The organism is Hydrogenophaga sp., from assembly GCF_051858985.1.
In the GTDB taxonomy this organism is placed as follows: domain Bacteria; phylum Pseudomonadota; class Gammaproteobacteria; order Burkholderiales; family Burkholderiaceae_C; genus Hydrogenophaga.
The window spans coordinates 591,713-612,018 of sequence record NZ_JBHYGM010000003.1 but is presented as its reverse complement, the minus strand read 5'-3'; the positions used below and the strand labels follow the sequence as shown (position 1 = coordinate 612,018).

At 65.4% G+C, this 20,306-nt stretch carries 18 protein-coding genes; 15 read left to right on the top strand and 3 right to left on the bottom strand.

Going from position 1 to position 20,306, the window contains the following annotated elements; translation table 11 throughout:
• Positions 1-148 precede the first annotated feature (148 nt).
• Positions 149-988: a xanthine dehydrogenase accessory protein XdhC gene (gene xdhC / locus ACTIEY_RS15320; RefSeq protein ID WP_439519989.1), complete on the bottom strand. Its 840-nt coding sequence runs from the start codon at positions 986-988 to the stop codon at positions 149-151.
• A 176-nt stretch (positions 989-1,164) separates the two neighbouring features.
• On the opposite strand from xdhC, the gene ACTIEY_RS15315 reads away from it, so the two are divergent.
• On the top strand, positions 1,165-1,728 hold the full coding sequence (locus ACTIEY_RS15315) for an energy transducer TonB (protein ID WP_439519988.1): 564 nt from the start codon (positions 1,165-1,167) through the stop codon (positions 1,726-1,728).
• 55 nt (positions 1,729-1,783) lie between these two features.
• On the opposite strand, the gene uraH is transcribed toward ACTIEY_RS15315, so the two are convergent.
• Entirely contained in the window at positions 1,784-2,137 is a 354-nt protein-coding gene (uraH, locus tag ACTIEY_RS15310; RefSeq protein ID WP_439519987.1) for a hydroxyisourate hydrolase, read from the bottom strand.
• A gap of 72 nt (positions 2,138-2,209) precedes the next feature.
• Between uraH and ACTIEY_RS15305 the strand changes: the two genes are divergently transcribed.
• From ACTIEY_RS15305 to ACTIEY_RS15260, 10 genes are all read left to right on the top strand, one after another.
• Positions 2,210-2,875, top strand: coding sequence for a GntR family transcriptional regulator (locus ACTIEY_RS15305; protein ID WP_439519986.1), 666 nt, complete (start codon positions 2,210-2,212; stop codon positions 2,873-2,875).
• Between the two features lie 119 nt (positions 2,876-2,994).
• Entirely contained in the window at positions 2,995-3,948 is a 954-nt protein-coding gene (gene puuE / locus ACTIEY_RS15300; RefSeq protein WP_439519985.1) for an allantoinase PuuE, read from the top strand.
• Between the two features lie 10 nt (positions 3,949-3,958).
• On the top strand, positions 3,959-5,755 hold the full coding sequence (gene uraD, locus ACTIEY_RS15295; protein WP_439519984.1) for a 2-oxo-4-hydroxy-4-carboxy-5-ureidoimidazoline decarboxylase: 1,797 nt from the start codon (positions 3,959-3,961) through the stop codon (positions 5,753-5,755).
• Entirely contained in the window at positions 5,752-7,002 is a 1,251-nt protein-coding gene (locus ACTIEY_RS15290) for a M20 family metallopeptidase (protein ID WP_439519983.1), read from the top strand. The genes uraD and ACTIEY_RS15290 overlap by 4 nt, the downstream gene beginning before the upstream one ends.
• Positions 7,003-7,039: 37 nt before the next feature.
• Positions 7,040-9,328 carry an NADP-dependent malic enzyme gene (locus tag ACTIEY_RS15285; protein ID WP_439519982.1) on the top strand — a complete coding sequence of 763 codons (2,289 nt, stop codon included), beginning with the start codon at positions 7,040-7,042 and terminating at the stop codon, positions 9,326-9,328.
• A 271-nt stretch (positions 9,329-9,599) separates the two neighbouring features.
• Entirely contained in the window at positions 9,600-11,081 is a 1,482-nt protein-coding gene (locus tag ACTIEY_RS15280; protein WP_439519981.1) for a nucleobase:cation symporter-2 family protein, read from the top strand.
• 259 nt (positions 11,082-11,340) lie between these two features.
• On the top strand, positions 11,341-12,372 hold the full coding sequence (locus ACTIEY_RS15275; protein WP_439519980.1) for an ABC transporter substrate-binding protein: 1,032 nt from the start codon (positions 11,341-11,343) through the stop codon (positions 12,370-12,372).
• Positions 12,373-12,443: 71 nt separating this feature from the next.
• A complete protein-coding gene (locus ACTIEY_RS15270) occupies positions 12,444-13,265 on the top strand; it encodes an ABC transporter ATP-binding protein (protein ID WP_439519979.1) in 822 nt (273 codons plus the stop codon).
• A 13-nt stretch (positions 13,266-13,278) separates the two neighbouring features.
• Positions 13,279-14,046 carry an ABC transporter permease gene (locus ACTIEY_RS15265; RefSeq protein ID WP_439519978.1) on the top strand — a complete coding sequence of 256 codons (768 nt, stop codon included), beginning with the start codon at positions 13,279-13,281 and terminating at the stop codon, positions 14,044-14,046.
• Positions 14,043-14,519 carry a nucleoside deaminase gene (locus tag ACTIEY_RS15260; protein ID WP_439519977.1) on the top strand — a complete coding sequence of 159 codons (477 nt, stop codon included), beginning with the start codon at positions 14,043-14,045 and terminating at the stop codon, positions 14,517-14,519. Before ACTIEY_RS15265 ends, ACTIEY_RS15260 begins: the two co-directional genes overlap by 4 nt.
• Before the next feature lie 293 nt (positions 14,520-14,812).
• Here the strand turns inward: ACTIEY_RS15260 and ACTIEY_RS15255 are convergent, their stop codons facing one another.
• Positions 14,813-15,832: an aromatic ring-hydroxylating dioxygenase subunit alpha gene (locus tag ACTIEY_RS15255; protein WP_439519976.1), complete on the bottom strand. Its 1,020-nt coding sequence runs from the start codon at positions 15,830-15,832 to the stop codon at positions 14,813-14,815.
• 287 nt (positions 15,833-16,119) lie between these two features.
• Here ACTIEY_RS15255 and ACTIEY_RS15250 point away from each other — a divergent pair, with 287 nt between their 5' ends.
• From ACTIEY_RS15250 to ACTIEY_RS15235, 4 genes are all read left to right on the top strand, one after another.
• Positions 16,120-17,151 (top strand): ABC transporter substrate-binding protein, encoded by a 1,032-nt coding sequence (locus tag ACTIEY_RS15250; RefSeq protein WP_439519975.1) that lies wholly within the window; start codon positions 16,120-16,122, stop codon positions 17,149-17,151.
• Positions 17,148-17,642 (top strand): nucleoside deaminase, encoded by a 495-nt coding sequence (locus ACTIEY_RS15245; protein WP_439519974.1) that lies wholly within the window; start codon positions 17,148-17,150, stop codon positions 17,640-17,642. Before ACTIEY_RS15250 ends, ACTIEY_RS15245 begins: the two co-directional genes overlap by 4 nt.
• Positions 17,643-17,668: 26 nt before the next feature.
• Entirely contained in the window at positions 17,669-18,499 is an 831-nt protein-coding gene (locus ACTIEY_RS15240) for an urease accessory protein UreD (RefSeq protein ID WP_439519973.1), read from the top strand.
• 115 nt (positions 18,500-18,614) lie between these two features.
• Positions 18,615-20,300, top strand: a complete 1,686-nt coding sequence (locus ACTIEY_RS15235; RefSeq protein WP_439519972.1) for a response regulator — start codon at positions 18,615-18,617, stop codon at positions 20,298-20,300.
• Positions 20,301-20,306: the final 6 nt, after the last annotated feature.

Here is a 20,306-nt window from a genome sequence, read left to right as displayed (position 1 = left end):
CACCTCAAGGCAAGGTCAATGCTTGCGACTCACCACCGCGGGCGCTCTGAGTCGGCTGAGGGCCGCGCATGCATGTGGAGGAATCCACACCCAGCTCCGCTGCGACCGGACGCCAAAGTGTATACAGTTTTTGAGAACATTCAAGCGGTCAAACACCGTTGGGTGGGGCCGCCATGTCTAGCAACAACTGCGCCACGACAGACGCCGCAATCACCGACGGCTCCTTGCCGGTGATGCCGGGCAGCCCGATGGGACAGGTGATGCGGGCCAGTTCGTCGGCGTTGAAGCCACGTTCTTCCAGCCGATGGCGAAACGTCGCCCACTTCGTGCGGCTGCCGATCAGGCCGATGAAGCCGAGGTCGCGCCGTTCGCGCAGCCGCTGCAGGCAGGCGGCCACGATGTCGAGGTCTTCCGCGTGCGAGAAGCTCATGATCAGCACGGCGCTCCGGGGCACCAGATCGTGCACTGCTCGATGCACGGGATCGGAATGCTCGACATGCACATGGGCGGGCAGGTCGGCGGGAAACACCTCGTCACGGCTGTCGATCCACGTCACATCGAATGGCAGCGGCGAAAGGGCATGAACGATGGCGCGCCCCACGTGCCCGCCACCGAACAAAGCAAGGGCTTGATGACCCTCGCGCAGCCGCTCTCGCAATGCCGGGATGTGGGCAGCCTGCACCTGCTCGAACTGCACCACCAGCGCCCCCCCGCAGCACTGCCCGAGGCTGGGCCCGAGCACGACGGCCTGCTCCCACACCTGCGCTGCAGGCCCCGGCCGCGCTAGCGATTCGCGCGCCTGCCGCATCGCGTCCCACTCCAGGTGACCACCGCCGATCGTGCCGATCGCACCGCCTGTCGCGCCTGAAAAAACCGCCATCCATGCACCGGCTTCGCGAGGCACTGAACCGCGTGTCTTGCCCACTGTCACCAGCACGGCTGGTTCGCGTTGAAGACGCAGTAGAAAGGCTTCAAGCTCCGCGGACATTGTGGCTTCGGCGTCAAAAAAGATGTATGGATACGTAATGGCAATCAAGGCTGCCCAGTATCCGCCGTACTGTACGCAAGCCCTGTTGAAAACACCCATACACTTCATCCGCCCGGCGATATGGTCCAGCCGAAGTCCAGCGCGAGGCACCCGATCCGACTTACAGGTCCGTGAACATGAGAGACATCGATCCCGCACCCCGACCCGCCGCAACCGCAGACCAGCATCGGCAGCCCCGCCTTGCCTGGCGCTGGCTCGGCATCGGTACCGCCGCCCTGCTGGCCGCCTGCGCCGCACCTCTGCCACCACCGCCTCCGCCGCCTCCCCCACCGCCACCCGCTCCGGTGCCTGCTCCACCGCCGCCCGTGAGCGTGCGGCCCACGCCGCAACACGTGTCGCATGCCGCGTCGCCCCACGACTACCGCAAGGACGGTGCGCGCCACATCTACGAGCGCAACAGCCACCGCATCTACAAGGGCCAGCTGCCGCCGCTCATGCACGCGGTGGGCGTGCTGCAGGTGGAGGTGGACGACCAGGGGCATGTGCGCAACGTGAGCTGGATGCGCGCCCCCAGCCATGTGCCGGATGTGATGCGCGAGATCGAACGCACGGTCCGTGCTGCGTCGCCGTTCCCCGCGCCGGTTCGCATGGGCCGCGTGACCTACACCGACATCTGGTTGTGGGACAAGAGCGGCAACTTCCAGCTGGACACGCTGACCGAAGGTCAGAGAAGCAAATAGATTCGCCGCGACAAGAAACCCGCCTCAGGCGGGTTTTTTCTTACCGCTTCGATGCTCAGCTGCCTCGGTATGTGGCGTAGCTCCAGGGGCTCACCAGCAGCGGCACGTGGTAGTGCTGGTCGGTGTGCGCCACGCCAAAATCGAGCGACACGCGGTGCAGGAAGTTCGGCTCGGGCAAGGCGACACCGCGCGCCGCAAAGTACCCCTTCACATCGAACACCAGACGGTACGTGCCTGCCTTGAGGCTGCTGTTGTCGTAGAGGGGGCCATCGGGATTGCGACCGTCCTGGTTGAGCTGGAAGCGCTTGACCAGCGTGGCCTGGTCTCCGTCGGTGGTGTAAAGCTCCACCGTCATGCCCGCTGCGGGGCAGCCGTGCATGGTGTCCAGAACGTGCGTGCTCATTCCCATGGTGCGTCCTTCGATTGAATATGGTCGACTGAAAGTGTATACACTTTTTGTTTTTCTGGATATGATGACCGAATGGAAACCTCCAGCACCCTTCACATCGTCGAGTCGCTCACGCGGGCCATTGTGGAGCACCGGTTGCACCCGGGCACCAAGCTGGCCGAGCAGAAACTGGCGGACCATTTCGGTGTTTCCCGCACGCTGGTCCGCCAGGCCTTGTTCCAGCTTTCGCAGAACCGCCTGATCCGGCTCGAACCCGCTCGCGGTGCCTTCGTGGCGGCGCCTTCGGTCGAGGAAGCGCAGCAGGTGTTTGCCGTGCGCCGCATGCTGGAAGTGGAGATGACGCGCGCCTTCGTGAAGAACGTGACCAACGCCAAGATCAAGGCCCTGCGCGAACACGTGGCGCAGGAGAAGCTGGCCGTCAACAACGAAGACGTGGCAGGGCGCACCGAACTGCTGGGCGACTTCCACGTGCGGATGGCCGAGCTCATGGGCAACCAGGTGCTGGCCGAATTGCTGCGCGATCTCATCTCGCGCTGCGCCTTGATCACGCTCATGTACCAGAGCAACCAGGCCGCAGAACACTCGAACGACGAGCATGCCGACATCGTCAAGGCCCTGGCCGCACGCGACGAGGAGCTGGCTGTGCGGCTGATGGACGAGCACCTTCGCCACGTCGAAGAAAACCTGACCTTCGACCGCAAGGTCCCGACGAACGACATCTCCATGGCGCTTTCATGACTCCCCCCCTTTGCTTGCTCACTGCGTGTAGCCGCATCCCCCCTCAGGGGGCAATGCCTGCGGCCCGGCGAAGCCGGTTCCGCGGCATTCCTGACTAAGACCTCCGCTCGCGAACTCCCATGGCTCTCTACGACACCACATCCTCCTATCCTCGCGATCTTGCCGGGTACGGCCCCGACGTCCCGCATGCCCGCTGGCCCAACGGTGCGCGCATCGCGGTGCAATTCGTGCTGAACTACGAAGAAGGCGGCGAGAACAGCGTGCTGCATGGGGACGACGCCTCCGAGCAGTTTCTTTCCGAGATGTTCAACCCGGCGGCGTACCCGGCGCGGCACATCAGCATGGAGGGCATCTACGAATACGGTTCACGCGCCGGTGTCTGGCGCATCCTGCGCGAGTTCGAGCGCCGGGGCCTGCCGCTCACCGTGTTCGGCGTGGCCACGGCGCTGCAACGCAGCCCGGAGGTGACCGCGGCGTTCCAGGAACTCGGCCACGACATCGCCTGCCATGGGTTGAAGTGGATCCATTACCAGAACGTCGACGAGGCCACCGAGCGTGCGCACATGGCACAGGCCATGCAGCTCATCGAGAAGCTCACGGGCAGCCGGCCCCTGGGCTGGTACACCGGGCGCGACAGCCCCCACACGCGCAGACTGGTGGCCGACTTCGGTGGCTTCGAATACGACAGCGACTACTACGGCGACGATCTGCCCTTCTGGATGAAGGTTCGGAAGACCGATGGCAACGACGCGCACCAGCTCATCGTGCCCTACACCTTGGACTGCAACGACATGCGCTTCGCCCTGCCCCAGGGCTACTCGCACGCAGACCCGTTCTTCCTGTACATGAGGGACACCTTCGACGCACTCTATGCCGAAGGCGATCCCGAGGGTCTGGACCAGCCGAAGATGATGAGCATCGGCATTCACTGCCGCCTGCTCGGCCGCCCAGGCCGCATCACGGCGCTGCAGCGTTTCCTGGATCACGTCCAGGCGCACGACAAGGTCTGGGTGGCGCGGCGTCTGGACATCGCACGCCACTGGACAACCACTCACCCCCTTTCCGCCGCTTGAGGCCGCAGCCATGCCCATCACCCTGGAACAACTCAACCGAGCGCCACTGGCCGAAGCCACGCAGATGCTCGATGGCCTCTACGAACACTCGCCGTGGATCGCGGAGCAGGCCCTCGCGCAACGCCCATTCGCTTCGCTGGCGGCGCTGAAACACGCCATGGTCACCGTGCTCGCCAACGCGGGCGTCCAGGCGGAACTGGCGCTCATCCGCGCGCACCCTGAGCTCGCAGGCAAGGCGATGGTGAGCCAGTCGCTCACCGCCGAATCCACCAACGAACAGACCCGGGCTGGCCTCACGAACTGCACGCCCGAGGAACTCGCGCACATCCAGCACCTCAACGCGCAATACAACGCCAGGTTCGGCTTCCCCTTCATCCTGGCGGTGCGCGGGCCACGTGGCACGGGTCTGGCCAAGCGCGAGATCATCGCCACCTTCGAGCGGCGCCTGAACCACCCTGTGGATTTCGAGCGGGCCGAGTGCATCCGCCACATCCACCGCATCGCCGAGATCAGGCTCAACGACAAGTTCGGCTTCGAACCTGTGGTGGGCCAGCGCGTGTGGGACTGGCACGAAGACCTCTCGCGCCACAGTGACCCGGGCTTCAAGGAGCAGGGCCAGCTCACCGTGACCTACCTGACCGATGCCCACCGCGCCTGCGCGGCCGACATCGCTGCGCGCATGCGCGAGTGCGGGTTCGATGAAGTGGGTATCGATGCGGTGGGGAATGTGGTGGGCCGCTACCAGGGCAGCCGTCCGGATGCCCCCACCCTCCTGACGGGAAGCCACTACGACACCGTGCGCAACGGCGGCAAGTACGACGGCCGCCTCGGCATCTTCGTGCCGATGGCCTGCGTGCAGCAGCTCCATGCCGCGGGTCGGCGCCTGCCGTTTGCCTTCGAGGTGGTTGCCTTCTCCGAAGAAGAAGGCCAGCGCTACAAGGCGACCTTCCTGGGCTCCGGCGCGCTCACCGGCGATTTCAACCCGGCCTGGCTCGATCAGCAGGATGCCGATGGCATCACGCTGCGCGCTGCCATGCGTCACGCCGGCCTGCCCGCCACGCTGGAGGCGATCAACGCCTTGAAGCGCGACGCTTCAAAGTACCTGGGCTTCGTTGAGGTGCACATCGAGCAAGGCCCCGTGCTCAATGAAATGGACCTCCCGCTGGGCGTGGTCACCTCCATCAACGCGGGCGTGCGCTACCAGTGCGAAGCCATCGGCATGGCCAGCCACGCCGGCACCACGCCCATGGACCGTCGACGCGATGCCGCGAGTGCCGTGGCCGAACTCGCGCTCTACATGGAACAACGCGCGCAGGTGGATGGCGACTCCGTGGCCACCATCGGCATGTTGCAGGTGCCCGGTGGCTCGATCAACGTGGTGCCTGGCCGCTGCCTGTTTTCGCTGGACATGCGCGCACCCAACGACGCGCAGCGCGACGCGCTCGAACGCGACGTGCTGGCGCAGCTGCGCTCCATCTGCGAGCGACGTGGCATCGGGCTGAAGGTGGAAGAGACGATGCGCGCCGCCGCCGCGCCGAGCAACCCCGAATGGCAGGAACGCTGGGAGTGCGCTGTGCACGCACTGGGCGTGCCACTGCACCGCATGCCCAGCGGCGCCGGCCACGACGCCATGAAGCTGCACGAAATCATGCCGCAGGCCATGCTGTTCGTGCGCGGCCTCAACAGCGGCATCAGCCACAACCCGCTGGAATCCAGCACCTGCGACGACATCGAACTGAGCGTGAACGCCTTCTCGCACCTGCTCGAACAGCTCGCCAACGAACACGCTCCACAGCAACACCCATGACGACCGAACAACAACTGGATGCCTGGATCGATGCCCACTTCGACGAGGAAGTGCGCTTCCTCCAGGAACTGGTGCGCGTGCCCACCGACACGCCGCCAGGCAACAATGCCCCGCACGCCGAACGCACGGCGGAGCTGCTTGCGGCCATGGGTCTGAACGCCGAGAAGCACGCGGTGCCGGCCGACGAGGTGCAGGCCGCCGGACTGCAAAGCATCACCAACCTCATCGTGCGGCGCCCCTACGGCCCCGGTAAGACCATCGCGCTGAACGCGCACGGCGACGTGGTGCCCCCGGGCGAAGGCTGGACGCACGACCCCTACGGCGGCGAGATCGCAGAAGGCCGGATGTATGGGCGCGCCACCGCGGTGAGCAAGTGCGACATCGCCAGCTTCACGTTCGCCATCCGGGCTCTTGAATCCCTGAACGCCAGCTTGCAGGGTGGCGTGGAACTGCATGTGACCTACGACGAGGAGTACGGCGGGGAGGTCGGGCCCGACTGGCTGCTGAGGAAGGGCTTGACGAAACCCGACCTGATGATTGCCGCCGGCTTCAGCTACCAGGTGGTGGTGGCGCACAACGGCTGCCTGCAGCTGGAAGTGACGGTGCATGGCGACATGGCGCATGCCGCCATTCCCGACAGCGGGACCGATGCGCTGCAGGGCGCCACGCACATCCTCAACGCACTCTACGCGCTCAACGCCGACTACCTTCAGGTGTCCTCCAGCGTGGAAGGCATCACCCACCCTTACCTCAATGTGGGCCAGATCAACGGGGGCACCAACACCAATGTGATCCCGGGCAAGGTGGTGCTTCGCATCGACCGCCGCATGATCCCGGAAGAAGACCCCACCGAGGTGGAAGCCTCCCTGCGCCGCACCATCGAACGCGCGGCCGCCAGCTTCGAGCCTCCTCGCGGCGGGCGGGAACTGAAGGTCGACGTGCGCCGCATCCTGCTGGCGCGCGCCATGAAACCGCTGCCTGGCAACCAGCCGCTCGTGCAAGCGATCCAGAAGCACGGCCTGGCCGTATTCGGCGAGAACATCCCCGCTGTGGGCACACCGCTCTACACCGACGTGCGCCTTTATGTGGAGCGTGGCATTCCCGGAGTCATTTACGGCGCCGGCCCGCGCACGGTTCGCGAATCGAACGCCAAGCGCGCCGACGAGCGCCTGGTGCTGGAAGATCTGCGCCGCGCCACCAAGGTGATCGCGCGCACGCTGCACGACCTGCTGTCACGCCCTGCGTGACACAATGGTTTGGCAGACCCCGGACCCAGGAGACAACATGACCCCCGCTGAAGAAGCCCTGCGCGAAGCCGCGTTCGAGTACCACCGCACGCCCTCGCGCGGCAAGATCGCCGTCACCCCCACCAAACCCCTGTCGAACCAGCGAGACCTCTCGCTCGCCTACTCCCCCGGCGTGGCGTATCCGTGCCTCGCGATCGAGGCCGACCCGGCGAAGGCAGCCGACTACACCTCGCGCGGCAACCTGGTGGGCGTCATCACCAATGGCACCGCGGTGCTCGGCCTGGGCGATATCGGACCGCTGGCAGCCAAGCCAGTGATGGAGGGCAAGGGTTGCCTGTTCAAGAAGTTCGCCGGCATCGACGTGTTCGACATCGAGCTCGACGAGAAAGACCCGGACAAGCTGGTCGACATCATTGCGGCGCTCGAACCCACGCTCGGCGGCATCAACCTCGAAGACATCAAGGCGCCCGAGTGCTTCTACATCGAAAAGAAGCTGCGCGAGCGCATGGGCATTCCGGTGTTCCACGACGACCAGCACGGCACGGCCATCATCTCGGCGGCTGCCTTGCTCAATGGACTGGAGCTGGTGGGCAAGGAGATCGGCTCGGTCAAGCTCGCGGTGAGCGGTGCCGGCGCTGCGGCCATTGCCTGCCTGGACGTGATGGTGGGCCTGGGCGTCAAGCGCGAGAACATCTACGTGTGCGACTCCAAGGGGGTGGTGCATGAAGGCCGCGCGGGTGGCTACGACGAATCCAAAGCCCGTTACGCCCAGAAGACCGACAAACGCACCCTGGCCGACGCGGTGGATGGCGCCGACGTGTTCCTGGGCTGCTCCGCCGCTGGCGTGCTCACGGCCGAGATGATGAAGACGATGGGCACCCAGCCCATCGTGCTCGCACTGGCCAACCCTGAACCCGAGATCCGGCCCGAACTGGCCAAGGCCGTGAGGCCCGACTGCATCATCGCCACCGGCCGCAGCGACTACCCCAACCAGGTCAACAACGTCCTGTGCTTTCCCTATATCTTCCGGGGCGCACTGGACTGCGGTGCCACGCGTATCACCGAAGAAATGAAGCTGGCCTGCGTGCGCCAGATCGCCGATCTGGTGAAGAGCGAGACCAGCGAGGAAGTGGCGAACGCGTACGCCGGGCAGGACCTGAGCTTCGGGCCGGACTACATCATCCCCAAGCCCTTCGACTCGCGCCTGATCCTGCGAATTGCGCCGGCCGTGGCCCAGGCCGCGGCGGATTCGGGTGTGGCCACGCGGCCCATCACCGACATGGACGCCTACCGCCAGCAGCTCGGGCGCTTCGTGTACCAGACTGGCATCCTCATGCAGCCGATCTTCAACGCGGCCAAGGGCATGGCGGAAAAGCAGCGCGTGGCCTATGCCGACGGCGAGGATGAGCGCGCGTTGCGCGCGGCGCAGCTCGCCATCGACGACCAGCTCGCCGTGCCGATCCTGATCGGTCGCCCCGCGGTCATCGAGGCGCGCATCGCCAAGGCCGGCCTGCGCATGAAACTGGGCCAGGACGTGCAGAACGTGAATCCGGAGGACGATCCGCGCTTTCGCCAGTACTGGGAGCACTACCACCAGATCATGGGCCGGCAGGGGGCGACGCCCGAAGTGGCGAAAGCCGCTGTGCGCCGGTCCAACACCATCATCGGCTCGCTGATGCTGGCGCTGGGCGATGCGGATGCGCTCATCTGCGGTCTGGTGGGCGGTTTCATGACACACCTGGAGCGCATCGACCATGTGCTGGGGCGGCGCGAAGGCGCGGGGCTGTACGCCTCGGTGAACGCGCTGATGACGGACCGGGGACCGGTGTTCATCGCCGACACCTATGTCAACGAGTTGCCGAGCGCCGAAGAACTGGCCGAGATCGCCTGGATGGCGGCACAGGAAGTGCAACGCTTCGGACTGCCGCCGAAGGTGGCGTTCCTCTCTCACTCCAGCTATGGCTCCAGCAAGCGCGCATCGGCGCGCAAGATGGCGCACGCGCGCGACCTCTTTGTGGCCGCGCATCCGGACATCGAGTGCGATGGTGAACTGCATGGCGACGCAGCGCTGCAGCCTGAGATCCGCAGCGCCTACCTCGCGGAGACCACCCTCACGGGTTCGGCGAACCTGCTGATCTGCCCGAACCTCGACGCGGCGAACATCCTTTACAACGTGATGAAGACCACCACCAGCGGCGGTGTGACGGTCGGGCCGATCCTGATGGGGTCTGCAAAGACGGTGCACATCCTCACGCCGGCTGCCACGGTGCGGCGGGTGTTGAACATGACGGCTCTGGCTGCGGCGAGTGGGGCTGTGCGGAACTGAGATTCCTTCGCTCTGCTTGAAGGGACGCTTAGGCGTCCCTTTTTCTTTCTGGCTTCTGCCTCGCGGGCTTGTGAGGGGTTGGCGCTCTGCTCCGCGAATGTCCCGCGGCGGCCGAAGGACGCTGGGGGACATTCGCGGAGCCGGGCGCCCCGGTCGCCGATCACCGGACCCACAAAACCACCGGTCAGAACCCGGGTTTCCCCTAGCTGACCCTCAACACTTCGTACACATAAACTGTATACACATTTTGCACGCACCACAGGAGCAAGCCATGTCCACGACAGTCCACCCGGTTGACGAAGTCCTCCCCACCGGCAAGCTCACCGCCCTCGGGCTGCAGCACGTGCTGGTGATGTACGCCGGTGCGGTCGCGGTGCCTCTGATCGTGGGTCGCGCACTCAAGCTCAGCCCCGAACAGGTCGCCATACTCATCTCCGCCGACCTCTTCTGCTGCGGCCTGGTCACGCTCATCCAGTCGCTCGGCGCCACACAGTGGTTCGGCATCAAGCTGCCCGTCATGATGGGCGTGACGTTCGCATCCGTAGCGCCGATGGTGGCCATGGCCAACAGCAATCCCGGTGTGCAGGGCGCCGGCCTGATCTTCGGCTCCATCATCGGCGCCGGCGTGGTCTCCATCCTCATCGCGCCCATCGTCAGCCGCATGCTGCGATTTTTCCCGCCCGTGGTCACCGGCACCATCATCGCGGTCATCGGCATCAGCCTCATGCGCATCGGCATCAACTGGATCTTCGGGAATCCCTTCGGCCCCACTGCGCCCAGCGTGCCCAGCCCCGAACACGTGCAATGGCTTGACTCGGTGAAGCAGGCCGCGGCCACCGGCGCCGTACCCGCCGTGCCACCCGGGATCGCCATTGTCGGCAGCACACCCAACCCGTCCTACGCCCAGATGCCGCACATCGCCATTGCCGCGGTGGTCCTGACCGCCATCCTGTTGATTGCGAAGTACGCGCGAGGCTTCATCGCCAACATCTCGGTGCTGCTGGGCATCGTCATCGGCGGCGCCATCGCCACCGCCGCCGGCCTCATGAGCTTTGAAAAGGTCGGAAAGGCCCACTGGTTCGACCTCGTGCTGCCGTTCGAAATCGCCGCGCCCATTTTCGACCCCATCCTCATCCTCACGATGAGCCTGGTCATGATCGTGGTGATGATCGAATCGACCGGCATGTTCCTCGCGCTGGGGGACATGACCGACCGCAAGATCGACCAGAAGGCGCTGACCGCCGGCCTGCGCACCGATGGCCTGGGCACGCTCATTGGCGGCATCTTCAACACCTTTCCCTACACCAGCTTCTCGCAGAACGTGGGCCTCGTCGGCGTCACCGGCGTCAAGAGCCGTTTCGTTTGTGTGGCCGGCGGCGTGATCCTGATCGTGCTCGGCCTGCTGCCCAAGATGGCCGCGCTGGTGGAGTCGCTTCCCACGTTCGTGCTGGGCGGCGCCGGGCTGGTCATGTTCGGCATGGTGGCAGCCACCGGCATCCGCATCCTGGCCAGCGTGGACTACAAGGGCAACCGCAACAACCTTTTCATCGTGGCGGTGTCCATCGGCTTCGGCATGATTCCCCTGGTGGCACCCAACTTCAAGCAGTGGATGCCGCACGCCATCCATCCGCTCATCGAGTCCGGCATCCTGCTCGCGTCGATCAGTGCGGTGGCACTCAACCTGTTCTTCAACGGCAGTCGCGGAGATACCGCCGCCGCGGTCCATGCCGCCAGGCAGGCCGAGGCCCACTGACTGCGCTCATCGACCCGTTTTTTTGAGGCATCATCCCCAAGCCGGTGCAAGCACCGACTTGGGGCGCACCATTCAGGGTTGGCCCCGATGACGCGCCCGGCATGCAGCACAAGAATCTGTATACACATTCTGTGCTCAAACGGCCCCTGGTCGGCCATTTCCACGCAGGTGTGCCGCTGGCACCTTTATTGCTGATGAATCGGCATGCGCGGGCGATGGCAGTGCCGGGAACCGCAAACCGAACCACCCTGGAGAAAACATGAACAAACGCCACTTCGTCAAGACCACCGCCGCCCTGGCCCTGGCCGCCGCCTTCGGTGGCGCGCACGCGCAGACGCCCGTGAAGTTCCAACTCGACTGGCGCTTCGAGGGCCCCGCCGCCCTCTTCCTGCAACCCGCCGCCAAGGGCTACTTCAAGGCCGCCGGCCTGGACGTGACGATCGACTCGGGCAACGGCTCGGGCGGCACGGTCACCCGCGTGGCTTCGGGTTCCTACGACATGGGCTTTGCCGACCTGGCCGCGCTGATGGAGTTCCACGCCAACAACCCGGACGCGCCCAACAAGCCCGTGGCCGTGATGATGGTCTACAACAACACGCCCGCTGCGGTGCTCGCGCTCAAGAAGAGCGGCATCGCCAAACCCGCCGACCTCAATGGCAAGAAACTCGGCGCACCGGTGTTCGACGCGGGCCGCAAGGCCTACCCGATCTTCCAGAAGGCCAACAACATCAGCAGCGTGAACTGGACCTCGATGGACCCGCCGCTGCGTGAAACCATGCTGGTGCGCGGTGACATCGACGCCATCACCGGTTTCTCGTTCACCTCGCTGCTCAACCTGGAAGCGCGCGGCGTGAAGCCCGAGGACGTGGTGATCATGCCGTACGGCGACTACGGGGTGAAGCTGTACGGCAACGTGATCATCGCCAGCCCGAAAATGATCAAGGAGAACCCGGCCGCCGTGAAAGCTTTCCTGACCGCGTTCGCCAAGGGCGCCAAGGAAGTCATGGCCAACCCCGCCGCCAGCATCGAGACCGTGAAGGCACGCGACGGCATCATCAATGTGCCGCTGGAAACCCGTCGCCTGGCCATGGCCATCGACTCGGTGGTGGCCAGCCCGGATGCGCGCAAGGAAGGTTTCGGCCAGGTCAACCCGGGTCGCCTCGCCCTGATGGCGTCGCAGGTCTCGGACGCCTACAGCACCAAGACCCGGATCGACCCCGCTGCGGTGTGGAACGGTTCCATGCTGCCGACGGCCGCCGAACTGAACGTGCTGCCGCCCGCCAAAAAGTAAGCAGGGTCGGACGCGAATCTGGCCCAGGCCAGCCACCCTGCGGCGGCTGGCCTTTTTTTCAGGAAGACCCCATGCAAGAAGCCTCCAGCGACAAACCGTTTGTCGATTTCGACCAGGTCTGGCTGGCCTACAACGAAGACCTGCTGGCGAAGAACATCTTCGCGGTGGAGGACATCAACCTCAAGGTCAAGCGCGGCGAGTTCATCGCCATCGTCGGTCCTTCGGGCTGCGGCAAGTCCACGTTCATGAAGCTCACCACGGGCCTGCGCATGCCCAGCATGGGCAAGATCCGCATCGACGGTGAACCCGTCACGGGACCGCTGAAGATCTCCGGCATGGCGTTCCAGGCGCCCTCGCTGCTGCCCTGGCGAACGACGCTCGATAACGTGTTGCTGCCGCTGGAGATCGTGGAACCGTTTCGCAGCGAATTCAAGGATCGCAAGAAGGAGTTCGTGGAGCGCGCGAGCCGGCTGTTGACCAGCGTGGGCCTGGGCGGCATGGAGAAGAAGTTTCCCTGGGAGCTCTCGGGCGGCATGCAGCAGCGCGCCAGCATCTGCCGTGCCCTGATCCACGAACCGAAGATGCTGCTGCTCGACGAGCCCTTTGGTGCGCTCGATGCGTTCACGCGCGAAGAACTCTGGTGCACGCTGCGCGATCTCTGGGAGGCTCAGCGCTTCAACGTCATCCTCGTCACGCACGACCTGCGCGAGTCCGTGTTCCTGGCAGACACGGTGTACTGCATGAGCAAGAGCCCGGGCCGCTTCGTGGTGCAGCGCGAGATTCCGATCCCGCGCACGCGCGACCTGGAGGTGACCTACACCAAGGAGTTCTCCGACATCGTCCTGGAACTGCGCGGCCACATCGGCGCCATGCGCACGCCGGTGAACCAGTGAACGGAAACACAGCATGAACAAGAAACACATCGAACGCTGGTCGCCCTTCCTGCTGCTGCTGGCGATCATCGTGGTCTGGGAAGTGATCACCAGTGGCTTTGGCGTATCGGAATTCATCTTCCCCAGCCCGTCGCGCATCTGGGAACAGACGCTTGAACACAAGACCACCATCCTGGGGCACGCCTGGCGCACCTACTGGGTGACCATGGCGGGCTTCGGCATCGCCATCGTGGTGGGCGTGCTGCTGGGTTTTCTGATCGGCAGTTCGCGCCTGGCGTACGCCGCCGTCTACCCGCTCATGACCGCGTTCAATGCGCTGCCCAAGGCGGCCTTCGTGCCGATCCTGGTGGTGTGGTTCGGCATTGGCGTCGGCCCGGCCATCCTCACCGCCTTTCTCATCAGCTTCTTCCCCATCATGGTGAACATTGCCACCGGCCTGGCCACGCTGGAGCCGGAACTGGAGGACGTGCTGCGCGTGCTGGGCGCCAAGCGCTGGGACGTGCTGACCAAGGTGGGTCTGCCGCGCTCCATGCCGTATTTCTTCGGTTCGCTGAAGGTGGCGATCACGCTGGCCTTCGTGGGCACCACGGTGTCGGAGATGACGGCATCGAACGAGGGCATTGGCTACCTGCTGATCTCGGCAGGGTCGTCGATGCAGATGGGCCTGGCATTCAGCGGCCTGCTGGTGGTGGGCATCATGGCGATGGTGATGTACGAGCTCTTCAGCTTCATCGAGAAGCACACGACGGGCTGGGCGCACCGGGGTTCGCAGAACACGTGACCGACGATCAGGTGACACGGCACCTGCACCGTGCAAACCAGGTAGCGCAGCGTGCGGCCAGCATGGGGCGTCATCCCTTTGGCGCTTTGCTGGTGGCACCCGACCATGAAACGGTGCTGGCCGAGCAGGGGAACATCGACACGGTGAACCACGCCGAATCCACGCTCGCTCGAACGGCTGCAGACAACTGGCCGGGCGAGTACCTGGCACGCTGCACGCTGGTGACCACGTTCGAGCCGTGTGCCATGTGCACGGGCACGCTTTACTGGGCGAACATCGGGCGTGTGGTGTATGGGGCGAGCGAAGAGGCCTTGCTGGCGCTCACGGGCAGCCACGAAGAAAACCAGACGCTGTCGTTGCCTTGCCGAGAGGTGCTGGCGCGGGGGCAGAAGGCTATTGAGGTGATCGGTCCGGTGCCCTCGCTTGAAGCCGAGATGCTGGAGCTTCATCGGGGTTTCTGGTCTTCTCGCTGAGTTTTCTCTCGCCGGTTGCTCCGGTCTGCGGTGGCCATGGGGCACGGCTCCGCGAATGTCCTCCGAGTCGGCTTCGCCGCCTCTCCCCCTTTATTTCGCTGCGCCGTACCCCATGGCCACCGCAGACCTCGTGGGCACTCGGTCATCCAACGCACGCACACGTCACTTCAGCAGGTGAGTGAATGGCGCTCTGCGCAGCGAAATAAAGGGGGAGGCGGACTCCCGCCGCCGGAGGACATTCGCGGAGCAGAGCGCCGTTCACTCACCAGCCAGCGAGGTGCAGGCAAGAAGCATCACCGATGCACTTCCACTTCCCCGGCACTAGACAACAACCCCATCAACTTCCGACGAATCAAAATCCCTGGCCGATCCGAATCCATCGAATACTCAACCCCACGTCGCCGCAGATCCACCACCGCATCCGGGTCTGTCGACTCCAGGATGTCCTTGTCCTCCCGCGTGATCTCGTCATCGAAATCGATCAGCATCTGCGCCGGGCAATCGGCCTCCGTGTCGTTTCGGAACAGCCACTGGCACAACTGCATGCGCCCATCGTCGATGGGCGTGAACGCGTTGATGATGATGTGGCGGATGCCGCTCGGGTACTCGATGTCCAACCGACGCGAGAAAGGCTGGAAGTAAGCGTTGCGCATGTGACGCTGCGTGATGGCGTCTTTCACACCACTGATGCGCTGGAATTTTTCCGGGTTCACCGCGTCGATCACCGTTTCGGCATAAAAGCCCGCATCGTTCTCGACCAGCTCGTACTTGCTCGGCGCAGGCGATGCAGCCACACCGAACGTGGCCCGGTGCACGAAGCTGAAGTGCGAGTTGTCGAAGGAGTTTTCCAGTGCGCGCACCGGGCTCGTGTTCCAGGTCTCGTAGAACTGGAAGATGGTGCGCCAGCCGTCGGCGCCGAACTCCGGCATCTCCGGGATATCCGCCACCGGGTCTTCCAGCGCCACCCAGGCGTAGCCGTAGCGCGACACGCAGTGGTAGGCCGTGGTGCCGTAGTCCTTCGGGATCTCGCGCTCCGCCGGGTACTGGGGAATCTCGATCACCCGACCGCTGCGGTTGTAGACCCAGCCGTGGTAACCGCACTGGATGTTGCCGTTCTTGCACCAGCCCTTGCTCAGGCGCGCCGTGCGGTGGCAGCAACGGTCCTTCAAGGCGGCCGGCTCGCCGCGCTCGTCCAGGAAAAGAACGATGTTCTCGCCGAGCAGGGTGAAGGGTTGGGGACCTTCGGCCAGCATCGTCAGCGGCATGACGGCGTGCCAGTGACGGCGGAAGACGGGCTGTTGTGTGACCAGCATGGAAGCGCTCCTGAAAAGAAATGGCTTGAGGAATCTCAAGAGCAATTTCCCGCTTCGCATGGCGCGAAGTTGAACGCTTCTACTCTGGGGGTGGATGCTAGCAAAAGACAGGCCATCGTGGCGCACCAGCGTGGTGACTTTTTGCTGGCACGCCTTGTGCATGAGGGACGCTCGCAGAGTAGAAGCGTTCAGCAGGTGCCACGCCACCCGCCCGGAAATTGCTCTTGTACGTCCCCTGCGGCCATGCGGTTCGCCGGGGTTGAAACAAGTCCATTCCGGAGCACGCCATGCAACGCCGCCTCTTTCTCTCCACCTCCGCCGCCGCCGTGTCGGCGCTCGCCGCGCCCGCCGTCTGGAGCCAGTCCGCGCCCAGGCTCACCCCGATCAAGTTCACGCTGGACTTCCGCATCACCGGCCAGACCTCGCCCTTCTTCCTCGCACAGCAGCGGGGCTACTACAAGGACGAAGGCCTGGACGTGAGCATCGACGTGGGTTCCGGTTCTGTGGCTTCCATCACCCGCATCGCCAGCGGCGTCTACCAGATGGGCCTGGGCGACATCAGCTCGCTGGTGGAATTCCAGGCCAGCCAGAGCGGCACGCCGCTGGTGCAGGCGGTCTACCAGTACTACAACCGCGCACCGTTCGCGATCATCGGCCGCAAGGACCGCGGCATCACCAGCGACTTTCGCAGCCTGGAAGGCAAGAAGATCGCCGCCGCTGCGGTGGAGTCCACGCGCCGCGCGTGGCCCATGGTGGCGCGCAAGCTGCGCGTGAAGGACGACTACTTCCAGTGGTCCACCACCGATTTCGCCTCGCGCGACAACGTCGTGGTGCGTGGGGATGTGGACGGCGCCACCTATTTCCACGACTCGGCCGTGTCGCTCTTCGCGCGCATGAAGCTCGACGACCTCTCCGTCCTGCAGTACACGCAGGCCGGTGTGAACCTGTATGGCAACGCGATCCTGGCGAGCAACGCCATGGTGACGCAGAACCCCGCCGCCGTGGCCGGCTTTCTGCGCGCCAGCAACCGCGCCATTCGCGAGAGCATGGCCGATCCGGCTGCGGCCATTGCCGCCACCAAGCTGCGCGAACCCATCCTCAATGAAGCGGTGGAGCTGGAGCGCTGGCGCATCACGCGCCAGTACATCGCTGCGGCCGACACCCGCAGCCACGGCGTGGGCGATGTGCTCAAGCGCACGCTGGAACAGCAGGTGGACGAGGTGGTGGACGTCTTCGGCCTCAAGACGCGCCCGGGCGTGGAGGGCATCTTCAACCGCGCCATGCTGCCGCCGATGAGCGAACGCATGTACACAGCATGAGCAAACTTCCCGACCTGAGCGAGCGCGACGGCCGCTACCTGCGCCAGGCGATTGCGTGGTCGCAGGTGGCGCGCGACCGGGGCAACCGGCCCTTTGGCGCCGTGGTGGTTTCAGACGATGACCGCGTGCTGGCCGAAGCCTGGTGCAACACCAGCGAAACCGGCGACTGCACGGGCCATGCCGAGACCAACGCGGTGCGCCAGCTCAGCCCGGTGGTCGACCGCGACACCCTCGCGCGCGCGACGTTGTATTCATCGGCCGAGCCCTGCGTCATGTGCGCGGGTGCCATCTTCTGGAGCAACATCGGGCGCGTGGTGTTCGGCATTGACGCCGTGAGTCTGCGCGTGTTCCGTGGCGAGCGCGCCGAGCAGCGCGATGCCGAGTTGTCCTGCCGCGATGTGTTTGCCAGTTCGCCCCATGCCATCGAATGCATCGGCCCGGTGCTCATCGACGAAGCGAGCGAACCGCACCGAGCTTTCTGGAAAACCTGAAGGCCTCGCCCCCGTAAACTCCCTGCATGCCCTGGCACGCCCGACTCGACCTGAACTACCGCCGCGAAGGTGCCAGCACGGTGCTGCGGCATGAGCACACCGGACCCCTGCGCATCTTGAAGAGCCTGTACCCCGAGGGCGAGCACATCTGCCACAACGTGGTCATCCACCCGCCTGGCGGGCTGGTCGGCGGCGACACACTGGATGTGCAAGTGCATGCCGGCGCCGGCACGCATGCGCTGATCTCCACGCCGGGCGCCACGCGCTTCTACCGGTCCGATGGCCCCACCGCCACCCAGCAGGTGGCCGTGTCGCTGGAAGAAGGCTCGCGGCTGGAGTGGTTGCCGCTGGAGACCATCGCGTATTCCGGCTGCAACGCGCACAACACCCTGACCGCCACCCTGGCACCGAGCGCCGAGTGGCTGGGCTGGGACGTGTGCGCACTCGGCCTCCCAACGGCCAACCAGCCCTTCGAGCGTGGGAGCCTGACGCAGCGGCTGGAGATTCCCGGCCTGTGGCTCGAGCACGTCCGCCTGGATGCGGCCGACACGCGCTTGCTGGCTTCCCCGCTCGGCCTCGGTGGTCAGCGCTGCCTGGGCACGCTGTGGCTGGCCAGCGGCTCGGCCTTCACGCGCGAGCGGCGCGAGCACCTGCTGGAGACCGTGCGCGGCGTGCTGGAAGCGGAACCGGACGGCGTTGACGCCGGTGCCACCTGCCCGAACCCGCAGATGCTGGTGCTGCGCGCCGTGGCGCCGCTGGTGGAACCCCTGATGGCGCTGTTCCAGCGCACCTGGGCCACCCTTCGCGCCGAAGCCTGGGGCCTGGCCAGCGTGCCGCCCCGCATCTGGAAGGTGTGACGCAAGGCAGAACTGGACGGCTTTTGCCCGGTTCATCGACCCATGGCGGGAAAGGTGCGACGCCCACAATCGGTGCAGAAGGCCTCTCTGCGTCTGTTTTCACCTGCTTCCCGCCATGCCCGCCGCTCCCAGCAGCCTTCACGACGCCAGCGCCCTCGTCATCGAAGGCAACCTGCAGTCACGCTCCATCCTGATCGCCCAGCTGCGAGAACTGGGCGTGGGCAACGTGGCCCAATGCTCGCGCCTGCTGGACGCCCGACGCAAGCTCGAAGCCACCAGTTTCGACGTCGTGATCTGCGAACAGCATTTCGAACGCGAGTCGGGATCGGGCCAGGATCTGCTGGACGACCTGCGGCGCAACCAGCTGCTGCCGTTCCACACCGTGTTCGTCATGATCACGGCCGAGGCCACCTACAGCAAGGTGGCCGAAGCGGCCGAATCGGCGCTGGACGCCTACTTGCTCAAACCCCACACCGCCGCGCGACTGGCCGACCGCATCTTCCAGGCGCGCGAGCGCAAGCAGGCCCTGCGCTCCATCTTCTCGGCCATCGATGCACAGGACTTCGAAAAAGCGGCGGCGCTGTGCCAGCAACGCTTTGAATCGCGCGACACCTACTGGCTCTACGCGGCACGCATCGGTGCCGAGTTGTTGCTGCGACTGGGCCGGATGGGCGAAGCGCAGACGCTTTTCGAAACGGTGATCGAGGCCAAGACCTTGCCCTGGGCCCGCCTGGGCGTGGCGCGCGCCCAACTGGAGAGTGGCCAGCCCGCCAAGGCCGCCACCACGCTGGAGAGCCTGATCCGCGACGACGACGCCTACGCCGATGCGTACGACGTGATGGGCCGCGCGCAGTTCGAGCTGGGCAATTTCCAGAACGCGCTGTCCACCTACCAGATGGCCACGCGCCTCACGCCCGGTTCCATCAGCCGGCTGCTCAAGCACGGCATGCTGGCTTACTACTCCGGGGAAAAAAGCGAGGGCATCGAAATGCTCGATCGCGCCACACGGCTGGGCCTGGACTCCAAGATGTTCGACCCGCAGGCCCTGCTGCTGCTCGCGTTCGCCCGGCTGGACAACAACGACCAGCGCGGCCTGCAGCGCACCGTGGAACAACTCACCCGCCTGCGAGACCGCAGCCCCGAGCCGGCGCGGCCACACCGGCTGTTGAACATGGCCGAGAGCCTGCTGGCGCTGCTGCAGCAGCAGACGGCACGCGCGCAGGACGACGTGCGCCGCCTGGCCAACGACGTGCTGCTCCCCGCCTTCGATTTCGAATCGGCCTGCAACCTGCTGGCGCTCATGAGCCGACTGGTTTCGCGGGGACTGCCGCTGTACGAGGCCGAAGCTGCCGTGGACGCGATGGCGCTGCGCTTCTGCACCAACCGCGCCATGACCGAGCTGCTCGCCTGCGCGGCCGCTGGCAACGGCGACCATGCAGAGCGCGTCCGCGCGGGGCATGGCGAGGTCCTGCGCATCACCCAGGAAGCCATGAAGCTCAGCCTGAAGGGCGATCCGCAAGGCACGGTGGAGCAACTGCTCGACGCCGGTGACCGCAGTGGCAATGCCAAGCTCATCGAATCCGCGCACCAGGTTCTGCAGCGCTACAGCGAACGCATGAGTGGATTCCCCTCGCTGCAGGAACGCGCTGACGCCTTGCGCCAGCGCTTCCACACCGATGCCCGCATGGCCCGCCTGGGCGAGCAGACCGCGGGTGCGGCAGAACCCGGCGCGGTGTCGCTGCCGGCAGGGTACAAACCGGTCAGTCGCCAAGGGCTTCTGGACGCCGCTCAGCCCGTGTGAGAAAGC